Source organism: Cellulomonas cellasea (genome assembly GCF_030372105.1).
Classification (GTDB): Bacteria; Actinomycetota; Actinomycetes; order Actinomycetales; family Cellulomonadaceae; genus Cellulomonas_A; species Cellulomonas_A cellasea_A.
On sequence record NZ_JAUDBQ010000021.1, the window covers coordinates 36,794 to 49,719 of the forward strand.

The 12,926-nt window shown below is 73.2% G+C and carries 11 protein-coding genes and 1 tRNA gene; 4 read left to right on the forward strand and 8 right to left on the reverse strand.

All coding sequences use genetic code 11. From position 1 onward, the window contains the following. Window position 1: 1 nt before the first annotated feature. The 8 genes from prfA to argS form a co-directional block, all read right to left on the reverse strand. Window positions 2-1,087: a peptide chain release factor 1 gene (prfA, locus tag QUV83_RS16445; protein WP_289566006.1), complete on the reverse strand. Its 1,086-nt coding sequence runs from the start codon at window positions 1,085-1,087 to the stop codon at window positions 2-4. A 111-nt stretch (window positions 1,088-1,198) separates the two neighbouring features. After that, entirely contained in the window at window positions 1,199-1,411 is a 213-nt protein-coding gene (rpmE, locus tag QUV83_RS16450; RefSeq protein WP_289566007.1) for a 50S ribosomal protein L31, read from the reverse strand. Window positions 1,412-1,603: 192 nt separating this feature from the next. Next, a complete protein-coding gene (gene rho / locus QUV83_RS16455) occupies window positions 1,604-3,667 on the reverse strand; it encodes a transcription termination factor Rho (protein WP_289566008.1) in 2,064 nt (687 codons plus the stop codon). A gap of 288 nt (window positions 3,668-3,955) precedes the next feature. Beyond that, on the reverse strand, window positions 3,956-4,894 hold the full coding sequence (thrB, locus tag QUV83_RS16460; protein WP_289566009.1) for a homoserine kinase: 939 nt from the start codon (window positions 4,892-4,894) through the stop codon (window positions 3,956-3,958). Between the two features lie 8 nt (window positions 4,895-4,902). Continuing rightward, window positions 4,903-5,994, reverse strand: a complete 1,092-nt coding sequence (gene thrC / locus QUV83_RS16465; protein WP_289566010.1) for a threonine synthase — start codon at window positions 5,992-5,994, stop codon at window positions 4,903-4,905. 5 nt (window positions 5,995-5,999) lie between these two features. Beyond that, entirely contained in the window at window positions 6,000-7,283 is a 1,284-nt protein-coding gene (locus QUV83_RS16470; RefSeq protein WP_289566019.1) for a homoserine dehydrogenase, read from the reverse strand. Between the two features lie 231 nt (window positions 7,284-7,514). Continuing rightward, a complete protein-coding gene (lysA, locus tag QUV83_RS16475) occupies window positions 7,515-8,909 on the reverse strand; it encodes a diaminopimelate decarboxylase (protein ID WP_289566011.1) in 1,395 nt (464 codons plus the stop codon). Continuing rightward, window positions 8,906-10,585: an arginine--tRNA ligase gene (gene argS / locus QUV83_RS16480; protein WP_289566012.1), complete on the reverse strand. Its 1,680-nt coding sequence runs from the start codon at window positions 10,583-10,585 to the stop codon at window positions 8,906-8,908. The genes lysA and argS overlap by 4 nt, the downstream gene beginning before the upstream one ends. A gap of 231 nt (window positions 10,586-10,816) precedes the next feature. Here argS and QUV83_RS16485 point away from each other — a divergent pair, with 231 nt between their 5' ends. From QUV83_RS16485 to QUV83_RS16500, 4 genes are all read left to right on the forward strand, one after another. Next, entirely contained in the window at window positions 10,817-11,470 is a 654-nt protein-coding gene (locus QUV83_RS16485) for a FadR/GntR family transcriptional regulator (protein ID WP_289566013.1), read from the forward strand. 68 nt (window positions 11,471-11,538) lie between these two features. Beyond that, window positions 11,539-11,614: transfer RNA gene (locus QUV83_RS16490), tRNA-Arg, on the forward strand. Between the two features lie 103 nt (window positions 11,615-11,717). Beyond that, window positions 11,718-12,182, forward strand: a complete 465-nt coding sequence (locus QUV83_RS16495; protein ID WP_289566014.1) for a hypothetical protein — start codon at window positions 11,718-11,720, stop codon at window positions 12,180-12,182. A gap of 235 nt (window positions 12,183-12,417) precedes the next feature. Beyond that, window positions 12,418-12,926 (forward strand): cellulose binding domain-containing protein (locus QUV83_RS16500; protein WP_289566015.1); only part of this gene is annotated, 509 nt, incomplete at its 3' end.

Below are 12,926 nucleotides of genomic sequence, written 5' to 3' on the forward strand. Positions count from 1 at the left end.
GTCAGTGCCCCGCGGCCTCGAGGCGCGCCGCCTCGTCGGCCTCGATCGCCGAGCGGACCACAGGGTCCAAGTCGCCGTCGAGCACCGCGTCGAGGTTGTAGGCCTTGTAGCCGGTGCGGTGGTCGGCGATACGGTTCTCGGGGTAGTTGTACGTGCGGATCCGCTCGGAGCGGTCCACGGTGCGCACCTGCGAGCGGCGCGCCTCGCTGGCCGCGGCGGCCGCCTCCTCCTGCTGCGCGGCGAGCAGCCGGGCGCGCAGCACCCGCATCGCCTGCTCGCGGTTCTGCAGCTGCGACTTCTCGTTCTGCATCGAGACGACGATGCCCGTGGGCACATGCGTGATCCGCACCGCGGAGTCGGTGGTGTTCACGGACTGGCCGCCTGGGCCCGACGAGCGGAACACGTCGATGCGCAGGTCGTTCGGGTCGATCGCGACCTCGCCGGCGTCCTCCGCCTCAGGCAGCACCAGCACGCCCGCCGCCGAGGTGTGGATGCGCCCCTGCGACTCGGTGACGGGCACACGCTGCACGCGGTGCACCCCGCCCTCGTACTTCAGGCTCGCCCACACGCCCTGCGCCGGGTCGGTGACACCGCGCGACTTCACGGCGACCTGCACGTCCTTGTAGCCGCCCAGGCCGGACTCGGTGCTCTCGATGACCTCGGTGCGCCAGCCGCGCCGTTCCGCGTAGCGCAAGTACATGCGCAGCAGGTCGCCGGCGAACAGCGCGGACTCCTCGCCGCCCTCCCCCGCCTTGATCTCCAGGATCACGTCGCGGACGTCGTCCGGGTCGCGCGGGATGAGCACGCGGCGCAGCCGCTCGGCGGCGGCGTCGGCGGCGGCCTGCAGCTCGGGAAGCTCGGCGGCGAACGCGTCGTCGACCTCCGCGAGCTCGGTGGCGTCGGCCAAGTCGTCGGCGGCAGACCGCCATGCCTTGTACGCGGCCACGACCTGGCCGAGCTCGGCGTACCTGCGGCCCAGCGTCCGGGCGCGGCCCGCGTCGGCGTGCACATCCGGGTCGGCCAACTGCCGCTCGATCTGCGCGTGCTCCTCGAGAAGGGTCTCAGCGGCCCCGAACTGCTCAGTCATCGCCGGTCTCCTCGTGTCCGTCCAGCCCTCGGGCCCACCGGTCGGCAGGCACGACAACGCCGGTGGGACAGGACTCGTCGTGACGAGAACTGTCCCACCGGCGCAGGAGGACTAGTTGGCCTTCTTGCCGTAACGCGCCTCGAAGCGGGCGACGCGGCCGCCGGTGTCGAGGATCTTCTGCTTGCCCGTGTAGAACGGGTGGCAGGCGCTGCACACGTCGGCGCGGATCTGGCCGGACGTCTCGGTCGAGCGCGTCGTGAACGTGTTGCCGCACGTGCAGGTCACGGTCGTGACCACGTACGCGGGGTGGATGTCAGACTTCACAGGGATTCTCCTTGACTGGGATGCCTCCGGGTCGGCAAGCGCATGTGCGCCCCCGTGAACCGCAGACCGAGGGGTCATTCTGCCAGAACTGGGCCGAGGTCAGAAATCTTCCCCCCTGCCTGCGCGAGCGCTGGCCGCCAGACGCGGCAGCACCCGGGGGCCGAGGCTCCCGGGTGCTGCTCACGGTTCAGCTCACGTGTCGTTCGGGCCGCCCATGCCGGGCGTCGTCTTCTGCACCTGAAGCAGGAACTCGACGTTCGACTTGGTCTCGCGCAGCTTGCCGAGCAGCAGCTCGATGGCCTGCTGCTGGTCGAGGGCGCCCATGACGCGGCGGAGCTTCCAGACGATCTTGAGCTCGTCCGGCGACATGAGGATCTCCTCGCGGCGCGTGCCCGAGGCGTTGACGTCCACCGCCGGGAAGATGCGCTTGTCCGCGAGCGAGCGGGTGAGCCGGAGCTCCATGTTCCCGGTGCCCTTGAACTCCTCGAAGATGACCTCGTCCATCTTGGACCCGGTCTCCACGAGCGCCGAGGCGAGGATCGTGAGCGACCCGCCGTGCTCGATGTTGCGCGCGGCGCCGAAGAACCGCTTGGGCGGGTACAGCGCCGAGGCGTCGACACCACCCGAGAGGATGCGCCCCGAGGCGGGGGCCGCGAGGTTGTAGGCCCGCGACAGGCGGGTCAGCGAGTCGAGCAGCACGACGACGTCCTGGCCCAGCTCGACCAGGCGCTTGGCGCGCTCGATCGCGAGCTCGGCGACGATCGTGTGGTCGGACGCGGGGCGGTCGAACGTCGAGGCGATGACCTCGCCCTTGACCGTCCGCTCCATGTCGGTGACCTCTTCAGGCCGCTCGTCCACGAGCACCACCATGAGGTGGACCTCAGGGTTGTTGGTCGTGATGGCGTTGGCGATCTGCTGCATGATGATCGTCTTGCCGGCCTTCGGCGGCGAGACGATGAGGCCACGCTGGCCCTTGCCGATCGGCGCGACGATGTCGATGACGCGCGGGGTGACCTGGCTCGGGTCGTGCTCGAGGCGCAGGCGCTCCTGCGGGTACAGCGGCGTGAGCTTGGAGAAGTCGGGGCGCTGGCGCGCCTCCTCGGGCGACATGCCGTTGACGGTGTCCAGGCGGACCAGCGCGTTGAACTTCGAGCGCGCGCTGTTGCCCTGCGGCTGCGGGTCGCCCTCACGCGGCTGGCGGACGGCGCCGGTGATCGCGTCACCGCGGCGCAGGCCGGCCTTCTTCACCTGGCCGAGCGACACGTACACGTCGTTGGCGCCCGGCAGGTAGCCGCTGGTGCGCACGAACGCGTAGCTGTCGAGGATGTCGAGGATGCCCGCGACGGGAAGCAGCACGTCGTCCGCGCTGACCTCGACCTCTTCGTAGCCGGCGAGGTCGCCGCCGGGGCCACGGCCGCCACGCGTGCGGCCCTTGTTGCGGTCGCGGTCGCGGTAACGGTCACGCGAGCGGCGACGGCGGCCGCCGCGCTCGTCGTCGTCGTGCGGGCCGTGGTCGCGCTGGGCGCCGTTCGGGTTCTGGGCGTCGCGCGGCTGGCCGTCACGCTGCTGGCCGTCACGCTGGCCCTCGCGCTGGCCGTCACGCTGCTGGCCGTCACGCTGCTGGCCGTCGCGCTGCTGCCGCTGGCCGCCGTCACGGTGCTGCCCGGCCTGCTCGGCGCGCTCGGCGCCGCGCTGGCGGCCGCCATCGGACTGCTCGATGGGCTCGTGGTGCGGCGCGGCGTCCACGGACACCTCCGCGGCCTCGACGCGCGGGGCGCCGGCGCCGCGGCCCGAGCGGCGGGAGCGACGCTCGCCGGTCACGGAGCCCACCGCGTCTGCGGCGCGGGCGGCGCGATCGTCCCGCGTCTCGCCGGCGGCGATGCGCTGGTCCAGGGTGCGCTCGACAGCCTGCAGCTCGGCGGCGATGTCCGGGCGGCGGGCGGGGGCGTCGGCGGAGTCGACGGCCCGCGGGGCCCGCACGCTCTCGACGTCGATACGCACCTCGGGCACGGCCGGGGCGGACTCGGCGGGCTCGGCGCGACGCGGCGCGGACTTCGGCGCGGACTTCGGCGCGGAGCCGGCGCGCTTGGCCTTGATGGCCTCGACGAGATCGCTCTTGCGCATCTTCGACGTGCCGGTGACCCCGAGCTCGGAGGCGAGGGCCTGGAGCTGGGGCAGGCGCAGTGCGGAGATCGCGCCCGTGGTGCTGGGTCCGTCGGAGTTCTTGCTCACGGCGGCCTCGATGGTGTCAGTCACGAAGGACCCTTCCCCCTCGTCGGTGGCGGCGCCCCTGGCGCGGCCTACGCCCGGCCGTTGCGGCCGGATCAGTGTGGAGATGCAGCACGTGCGTACGACGACGTCTGAGCACGTGGGCTGGATCGTTCCCGGGCTCGTCAACTCTCAACAGAGTTGTGCGGCTGAACGCGCGTGGCATGGCCATGACGTGAAGGCACGAGGCCGGGGAACACGATCATCGTAACACCGCGCCGAAGTCCGAAGACAGGACCACGACTGTTCACCCGAAGGGCTGAACGAGCCCGTCGCTCAGGCGCCCGACCAGGTCCGCGCGCCGTCAGAATCGACCCCCGGTCGGAGCATCCGCCATGCGCCCGCGCGCGTGGAGATCGCCCCGGCGAGCGCCTCGTCGGCGTCCGTGCCCTCCCCCGATCGGCGGGTCAGCGCCAACACCGTCGGCCCCGCCCCGGACACCACAGCCGCGACCCCGCTGGAGCGCAGCTCGTCGACCAGCGCGAGCGACTCGGGCATGACCTCACGGCGGTGCTCCTGGTGCAGGCGGTCCTCCGTGGCCGGCAGCAGCAGGTCGGGGCGGCGGCTCAGCGCCTCCACGAGCAGCGCCGCGCGACCGGCCTGGAACGCCGCGTCCCGGTGCGGCACCGCCGCGGGCAGGACGCTGCGCGCGTGCTGGGTGGACAGCCGCGCGTCGGGCACCAGGACCACGGGGACGATGTCGGGGTGCACCGGGAACGGCGCGGCATGGGCCTGGCGGGCGCCGTCGGCGCCCTCGATCCAGGCGATCGTCGCGTCGCCCAGCAGCGCGGGGGCCGCGTTGTCCGGGTGGCCCTCGAGCCGGGTGGCCAGGGCCAGCACGGTGTCGTCGTCCAGCGCCGCGGGGTCGGCCAGCAGGGCGCGCGCGAGCAGCAGCCCGCCCACGGCGGCCGCCGCCGAGGAGCCGAGGCCCCGGCCGTGCGGGATGCGGTTCACGCAGGTCAGCGCCAGCCCGGGCTGCTCGGCGCCCACGTGGTCCAGAGCCAGGCGCAGCGCGCGCAGCACCAGGTGGCTCTCGCCATCGGGCACCTCGCCGGCGCCCTCCCCGGTGACTTGCACCCGCACGCCCGCGGGCTGCACCCGCACCTCGAGGTCGTCGTGCAGCGCAAGCGCCAGCCCGAGCGAGTCGAAGCCGGGGCCGAGGTTCGCGCTGGTCGCCGGGACGCGCGCCCGCGCCCGGTCGTGGCCGAGGATCACGGGGCTGCTCAGCCGAGCTCGAGCGCGTCGGCGATCGACATGACGTCGGCCGACACCCGCTGCGGAGTCACGTCGGAGCCGTCGGCGTTGCGCAGCGCCCACTGCGGGTCCTTGAGGCCGTGCCCGGTCACCGTCACCACGATGCGCGCGCCAGCGGGAACACGGCCCTGCTCCGCGAGCATGAGGATGCCGGCCACCCCCGACGCCGAGGCGGGCTCGACGAAGACGCCGACCTCGCTCGACAGGATGCGGTGCGCCGCGAGGATCTGCTCGTCGGTGACGGCCTCGATGAGCCCGCCCGAGGCGTCCCGCGCCTGCTCGGCCTGCTCCCACGAGGCCGGGTTGCCGATCCGGATGGCCGTCGCGATGGTCTCGGGATGCGTGATGGGGTGGCCCGCGACGATCGGCGCGGAGCCCGCCGCCTGGAAGCCCCACATCGCCGGGGTGCGCGTGGCGACGGCGGGCAGGTCGCTGCCGGCGTCCAGGCCCGCGTACTCGCGGAAGCCCTTCCAGTACGCGGTGATGTTGCCCGCGTTGCCCACCGGCAGCGCGTGGATGTCCGGGGCGTCGCCCAGCGCGTCGACGATCTCGAAGGCGCCGGTCTTCTGGCCCTCGATGCGGTCGGGGTTGACGGAGTTCACGAGCTCCACCGGGTACACCTCGGCGAGCTTGCGCGCGGCCACCAGGCAGTCGTCGAAGTTGCCGTCGACCTGCAGCAGCTTGGCGCCGTGCGCGATGGCCTGGCTGAGCTTGCCCATCGCGATCTTGCCGTCCGGCACGAGCACCACGCAGAGCATGCCCGCAGCCGTGGCGTACGCGGCGGCCGAGGCGGACGTGTTGCCCGTCGAGGCGCACACCACGGCCTTGGCGCCGCGGCCCGCGGCCGACGAGATCGCCGTGGTCATCCCGCGGTCCTTGAAGGAGCCCGTGGGGTTCATGCCCTCGACCTTGACGAACACCTCGGCGCCCGTGCGCTCGGAGAGGGCCGGCGCGGCCACGAGCGGCGTGCCGCCCTCCCCGAGGGTCACCACCCGCTCCTTGAGGTGGGCGGGCAGGCGGTCGGCGTACTCGGCGATGATCCCTCGCCACTGGTGTGCCATCGGGCTCAGGCTCCTTCGACTCGCAGCACGGAGATGACCCGACGCACCGCGTCGAGGTCGGCGACCGCCGCCACTGTGGCGGACAGCGCCTCCTCCGACGCCTGGTGCGTCGTGAGGATCAGGCGGGCGAACCCGACTCCGTCGGGGCCCAGCGGGGCCGGCGCCTGCCGCATCGCCTCGATCGAGACGCCATGGGTGGCGAAGACCGCCGCGACCGTGGCCAGCACGCCCGGCCGGTCGTCCACGTCGATGCGGACCTGGTACCGGGTGCGCGCCGCCGAGGCGGGCAGCACCGGCAGCGCCGCGTACGACGACTCCACGGGGCCCTTGCCCCCGAGCACCCGGTGGCGGGCCACCGAGACCACGTCGCCGAGCACCGCCGAAGCGGTGGGCGCCCCACCGGCGCCGCGGCCGTAGAACATGAGCTCGCCGGCGGCCTCCGCCTCGACGAACACCGCGTTGTAGGCGCCGCGCACCCCGGCCAGCGGGTGGGTCAGGGGCACCAGCGCGGGGTGCACCCGCACCTGCACGCCCTGGTCGCTGCGCTCGGCGATGGCCAGCAGCTTGATCGCGTAGCCCGTCCGCTCGGCCCAGACCACGTCGTCGGCCGTGATCCCGCTGATGCCCTCGCGGTCGACGTCGTCGATCGAGACGCGGGTGTGGAAGGCCAGCGAGGCGAGGATCGCGGCCTTGGCCGCGGCGTCGTACCCCTCGACGTCGGCCGTCGGGTCCGCCTCCGCGTAGCCCAGCGCCTGCGCCTCCTTGACGGCGGCGTCCAGGTCGAGGCCCTCGGTGGACATCTTGTCCAGCACGTAGTTGGTGGTGCCGTTGACGATGCCGAGCACGCGCTGCACCCGGTCCCCCACGAGCGACTCGCGGACGGGGCGGACGATCGGGATGGCGCCTGCGACGGCGGCCTCGAAGTACAGGTCCACGCCGGCGGCGTCGGCGGCCGCGTACAGCGTGGGGCCGTCCTGGGCGAGCAGCGCCTTGTTCGCGGTGACCACCGCGGCGCCGTGCTCGATGGCGCGCAGCAGCAGCGTGCGGGCGGGCTCGATGCCGCCCATCACCTCCACGACCACGTCGGCGCGCTCGACGAGGCCCTCGGCGTCTTCCGTGAGCAGCGCGCGGTCCACCACGGGGTCGCGCTCGATGGACGTGTCGCGCACCGCGATGCCCACCAGCTCGAGCGAGGCGCCCACGCGGGCCGCGAGGTCGCTCGCCTGCGTCGTGAGGAGCCGTACGACCTCGGTGCCGACGACTCCGCAGCCGAGGACGGCGACGCGCAGCGTTCGGCCCGTCTCGGTGGACGTCGACGTCGACGCGGCGGAATCGGGTCGGGGCTGCTCGGGCACTGCCACGGTTGGGCGCCTCCTTCGGGGGCCGGTCCAGGACCGGAGGGTCAGAAGCGAGCGAGTTCGTCGCTCGGCGACCTCAGGGTAGTGCGCCGCCACCAGCACCCGGATGCGGGTCCGGGTGCTGGGCGCGGCGGCCCGTGGAGCACGTCAGCCCCGCTCGAGTCAGCCCAGGTCGAGCGCGAGCAGGTCGTCCTCGGTCTCGCGCCGCACGATCACCCGTGCCGCGCCGTCGCGCACCGCCACCACGGGCGGGCGCGGCACGTGGTTGTAGTTCGAGGCCATCGACCGCCCGTAGGCGCCCGTGGCGGGCACGGCCAGGAGGTCGCCGGCGCGCACGTCGGCCGGCAGGCGCACCTCGTGCACCACGATGTCGCCGCTCTCGCAGTGCTTGCCGACCACGCGCGCGAGCACCGGGGCCTCGTCGCCCACACGCGAGGCGAGCTCGGCGTGGTACTGCGCGCCGTACAGCGCGGGCCGCAGGTTGTCGCTCATCCCGCCGTCCACCGACACGTAGCGCCGGGTGAACGGCTCGGGCCCGTCGCCCACCGTCACGTCCTTGACGGTGCCGACCGTGTACAGCGTGAGCGTGCTGGGGCCGACGACCGCGCGGCCCGGCTCGATCGAGATCCGCGGCAGCGGCGTGCCGTGCTCGACGCAGGCCCCCTGGACGGCCGAGGCGACGTCCTTCGCGAGCCGCGCGGGGTCCAGCGGCACGTCCTGCGGAAGGTAGGCGATGCCGAAGCCGCCGCCCAGGTCCACCTCGGGCGCCAGGACGCCGGTCTGCGCGGCGAGCTCCGCGCGCAGGCCCATGACCTTGTGCGCGGCGACCTCGAACCCGGACGGGTCCAGGATCTGCGAGCCGATGTGCGAGTGGATGCCCAGCAGGCGCAGCTCGGGGTGGTCGAGCACCAGGCGCAGCGCGGTGAGCGCGGGGCTCGGGGCGCCGTCGTGGGCCGCGGCCATCGACAGGCCGAACTTCTGGTCCTCATGCGCCGTGGAGATGTACTCGTGGCCGCCCGCGTGCACGCCGGTGGTCACCCGCACCATCACGGGCGCCGGCTCGCCGCCCCGGGCGCGCACGGCCGCGGCGACCCGCTCCACCTCGCCGAGGGAGTCGATGATGATCCGCCCGACCCCTGCCTCCAGGGCGCGGTCGATCTCCGCGTCGGACTTGTTGTTGCCGTGCAGCCCGATGTCCGCGCCGGGGATCCCGGCGCGCAGGGCCACCGCGAGCTCGCCGCCGGTGGCGGTGTCGACCCGCAGGCCCTCCTCATGCGCCCACCGTGCGACCGCCACGGACAGGAACGCCTTGCCGGCGTAGTAGACGTCGACGCCTGTGCCGATCGAGGCGAACGCGTGCTCGAAGGCCTCGCGGTAGGCGCGGGCCCGGTGGCGGAAGTCGGCCTCGTCGAGCACGTAGGCGGGCGTGCCGTGCTCCGCGGCCAGGGCGCGCAGGTCCAGGCCCGCCACGCTGAGCGCGCCGTCGGGGGTGCGCGCGGCGCCGCTGGACCAGGGCTGCCCCAGGGCGGTCCCGGCCGCGGCGGCGGGCGTGGTCACATCCGCTCCGGGGCGCTCACACCCAGCAGGTCCAGGCCGTTGGCGAGCACCTGGCGCGTCGCGTCGTTGAGCCACAGGCGCGTGCGGTGCACGTCCGTGACCTCCTCGTCGCCGAAGGGCGTGACGCGGCGCTGGTCGTACCACTTGTGGTAGCTGCCCGCGAGCTCCTCGAGGTAGCGGGCCACGCGGTGCGGCTCACGCAGCTCGGCGGCCTGGGCGATGATGCGCGGGAACTCCGCGAGCGAGCCGAGCAGCACCGTCTCGGACGGGTGGTCGAGCAGCGCGGCGTCGAAGCCGTCCTCGCGCCGCACCCCGGAGTCGGCGGCGTTGCGCGCCACGTTGACGGTGCGGGCGTGCGCGTACTGCACGTAGTAGACGGGGTTGTCGTTCGTGGCGCTGACCAGCAGGTCCAGGTCGATGTCCAGGCTGGAGTTGGCGGCCGAGCGGGCCAGGGAGTAGCGGGCGGCGTCGACGCCGACCGCGTCCACCAGGTCGTCGATGGTGACGATGGTGCCCGCGCGCTTGGACATGCGCACCGGCTCGCCGTTGCGCATCAGGTTGACCATCTGGCCGATGAGGATCTCCAGGTTGACCCACGGGGTGTCCCCGAAGGCCGCGACCATCGCCATCATGCGGCCGATGTACCCGTGGTGGTCCGCGCCGAGCATGATGATGGCCCGGTCGAAGCCGCGCTCGCGCTTGTCCAGGTAGTACGCGAGGTCGCCGGAGATGTAGGCGCCCTCGCCGTCTGACTTGATGATGACGCGGTCCTTGTCGTCACCGAAGTCCGTGGTCCGCAGCCACAGCGCGCCGTCGGCCTCGAAGATGTGGCCGAGCTCGCGCAGCCGCTCGACGGCGCGGTCCACGGCGCCGGACTCGTGCAGCGAGTCCTCGTGGAAGTACACGTCGAAGTCGACGCGGAAGTCGTGCAGCTTGGCCTTGATCTCGCCGAACATGAGCTCGACGCCGCGGCTGCGGAAGACCTCCTGCGCCTCGGGTTCGGGCAGCGTGCGCGGGTCCGGGTCGCCGGCGGCGATCGCCTGCGCGATGACGGCGTCGGCGATGTCGCCGATGTACTGCCCGCCGTAGCCGTCCTCGGGTGCGGGCCGGCCGAGCGCGCGGGCAAGCAGCGACTGCGCGAACCTGTCGATCTGCGAGCCGTGGTCGTTGAAGTAGTACTCGCGGGTCACGTCCGCGCCCGCGGCCTGCAGCACCCGGGCCAGGCTGTCGCCCACGGCCGCCCAGCGCACCCCGCCGATGTGGATGGGGCCCGTCGGGTTCGCGGAGACGAACTCGAGGTTGATCTTCTCGCCCGCGAGCGCCTCGGAGCGCCCGTAGGCCGGTCCGGCGTCGACGATGCCGCGCGCGAGCTCGCCAGCGGCAGCGGTGTCGAGGGTGATGTTGAGGAAGCCGGGGCCCGCGACGTCGACCTTCGCGACGCCAGGCGCGGCCTTGAGGCGCGTGGCCAGCTCCTCCGCGAACGCGCGCGGGCTCGTGCCGGCCTTCTTGCCGAGCTGCATCGCGACGTTCGTCGCCCAGTCGCCGTGCTCGCGCTGCCGGGGTCGCTCCACGTGGACGGTGGTGGGGATGTCGGCGGGGTCGAGGGCGAAGGCGCCGTCGGCGACCGCCGCCACGAGGGCGTCACGGAGGGCAGCAGAGAGCTCAGCAGGGGTCACGACACCAGGGTAGCGAGGCCTGCCTGGTGCCCCGCACGGATATCCGCCGCACGCGATGCCGTCTTTGCCGTCATGTGTCCCCCGCCTCACGTGGCCGGACCTGCGCAGACATGGGACGTTGGTCTGGCGGCCGACGGTGTCGGCGGTGTTGACTGCTCCGACCACGTGCCGACAATGACGTCCGCACAGCGGTCGCCCCGGCCTGGGCGACGATGAGGGAGGACTCCACACATGCGGCGACGCACTGGACTGATCGACACCGCCGTCGATGGGATCCGCGAGCGCATCACCTCGGGACGGTGGCCCGTCGGCACCCGCATCCCGCCTGAGCCGGCGCTCGCCGAGCTGCTGGGCGTGGGGCGCAACACGGTGCGCGAGGCGGTGCAGTCGCTCGTGCACGCGGGGCTCCTGGCCCGCCGCCAGGGCTCCGGCACGTACGTGCTGTCCACGTCCGAGCTGGCCGTCACCATGGGCCGCCAGATCGCCGACGCGCACCAGCGCGATGTGGTGGAGGTCCGGCGCAGCCTGGAGGTGGAGGCCGCCCGGCTCGCCGCCCGCCGCCGCACCACGGCCGACGTCGCCGCCCTCGAGCAGCTCCGCGACCAGCGGGCCACCGCCTACTCGCTGGGCGACCTGGACGCGATGGTGGCCTCCGACCTGGCCCTGCACCTCGCGATCGCGCGCGCCGCGCACAACCCGGTGCTGCTCTCGCTCTACGAGAGCCTGCTCGACGCGATCACCGAGAACATCCGCTTCAACTTCGAGCGCCCCGTCGACGACGACCCCGGCCACGACGACCTCGTCGCGGCCATCACCGACGGCGACGACGTCGCGGCGATGACCGAGGTCGACACCTACCTCTCGCGTCTGATCGACGTGTCCTGAGCACATCGGTTGGCGGCCGAGGCCCTGGTTGCTGGTAGTCTCGGGACCTGCGCCAGCAACATGCGCACGCCCGCGTAGCTCAGTGGATAGAGCGTCTGCCTCCGGAGCAGAAGGTCGAAGGTTCGAGTCCTTTCGCGGGCACCACAGGAAGGCCCGGCCCCTCGGGGGTCGGGCCTTCTTCATGCCTGCCGCGCCCTCGGGCCGCGACCCTCGACCCGCGGCGCCCTCCCCCGCTATGTTGCGGCGCATGAGCGCGATCCGCCGCCGCGTCGCCACCCAGGCCTGTGCTGTCGTCGTGCTGTGCTCGGCCGCGTGCGCGTCAGGGCAGGCAGCCGGCGCGGGGCCCACGGAGGAGTCCTCACCCTTGCCAGGCCAGGCCGCCGAGTGCCCGGAGGAGCCGGTGGACCCGGTCGGCCCCGAGCATGCGGCCGAGTGTGTGTACCGGGCCTGGATCACGGATGACGAGGCGTTGGAGCGGGCGTACGGCGCCGAGGGGGTGACCGACGTGCTGCCGACCGTCATGGATGAGCCGGTGATGACGTTCAACGGTTGCGCGGAGGGCAGCGGGACGGTGCTGACAGGCCTCGTCTGCACGTGGACCGGTGTGAACATCCAGCCCGACGTGACCCTGGAGATGGCGCTCACCGGCAGTCCGGCCGAGGGGTTCCGCGTCGCCGAGATCCACGCCGTGACCGACGGTGTGGCCCCCTGACACCTCTGACACCTTCTGACACGGCGCTCCGGCGGCTGGAGCGCGCAGCGCGCCCTGCCTGCTGGCGCCGGCTGTCGGATGCGCGGGCTCGATGAGAATCGCTTCACACTCCCCCGTCGGCCGTGATCCTCCTGTTACTTTCGGCGAGCCGCTGGGAAAGCCCTTGCCTGACCGACAGCCCCGCCGGCGACGTCCACCGAGCACAGGCGCTCGGCCACGCTGGACAGGAGCCCCGATGGACACGAGCACCCCGCCCCGCACGTCCCGCGCGCAGATCCGCCGCCGTGTGCGGCAGGCCCGCCAGGCACGCCGCCTGCGGCGCGGCAGGGTCACCGCGATGCTCGCCGCCGTGTCGCTCGCCCTCGTGGGAGCGACAGTGGCCGGCGCCACGCTCGCGAGCGCGGCCGTGCGATGCGCCGTCGACTTCACGACCACAGCGCAGTGGAACACCGGCCACACCGGCGCCGCCGTCATCCACAACACCGGCGACCGCGTGGACGGCTGGACCCTGACCTGGAGGTTCGCCTCGGGTGAGCGGCTCACCCAGGGATGGCTCGGCGACTTCACGGCCAACGGCGCGCAGGTGACAGTGACGCAGCCGGCATGGTCGCGCGTCATCGAGGCCGGCGGCACAGCCACCATCGGCTGGAACGCCACGCACACCGGCGTCGTGTCCACCCCCGTCGACGTGCGGCTCAACGGGGTGGCCTGCACCGTCAACGGCGTCGCGCCCGGCACGACGAC

Excerpts from the sequence above, each read along its gene's own strand:
- prfA (WP_289566006.1), bottom strand. The coding sequence starts at position 1,087 with ATGACTGAGCAGTTCGGGGCCGCTGAGACCCTTCTCGAGGAGCACGCG.
- thrC (WP_289566010.1), bottom strand. The coding sequence starts at position 5,994 with ATGGCACACCAGTGGCGAGGGATCATCGCCGAGTACGCCGACCGCCTG.
- QUV83_RS16485 (WP_289566013.1), top strand. The coding sequence starts at position 10,817 with ATGCGGCGACGCACTGGACTGATCGACACCGCCGTCGATGGGATCCGC.
- QUV83_RS16495 (WP_289566014.1), top strand. The coding sequence starts at position 11,718 with ATGAGCGCGATCCGCCGCCGCGTCGCCACCCAGGCCTGTGCTGTCGTC.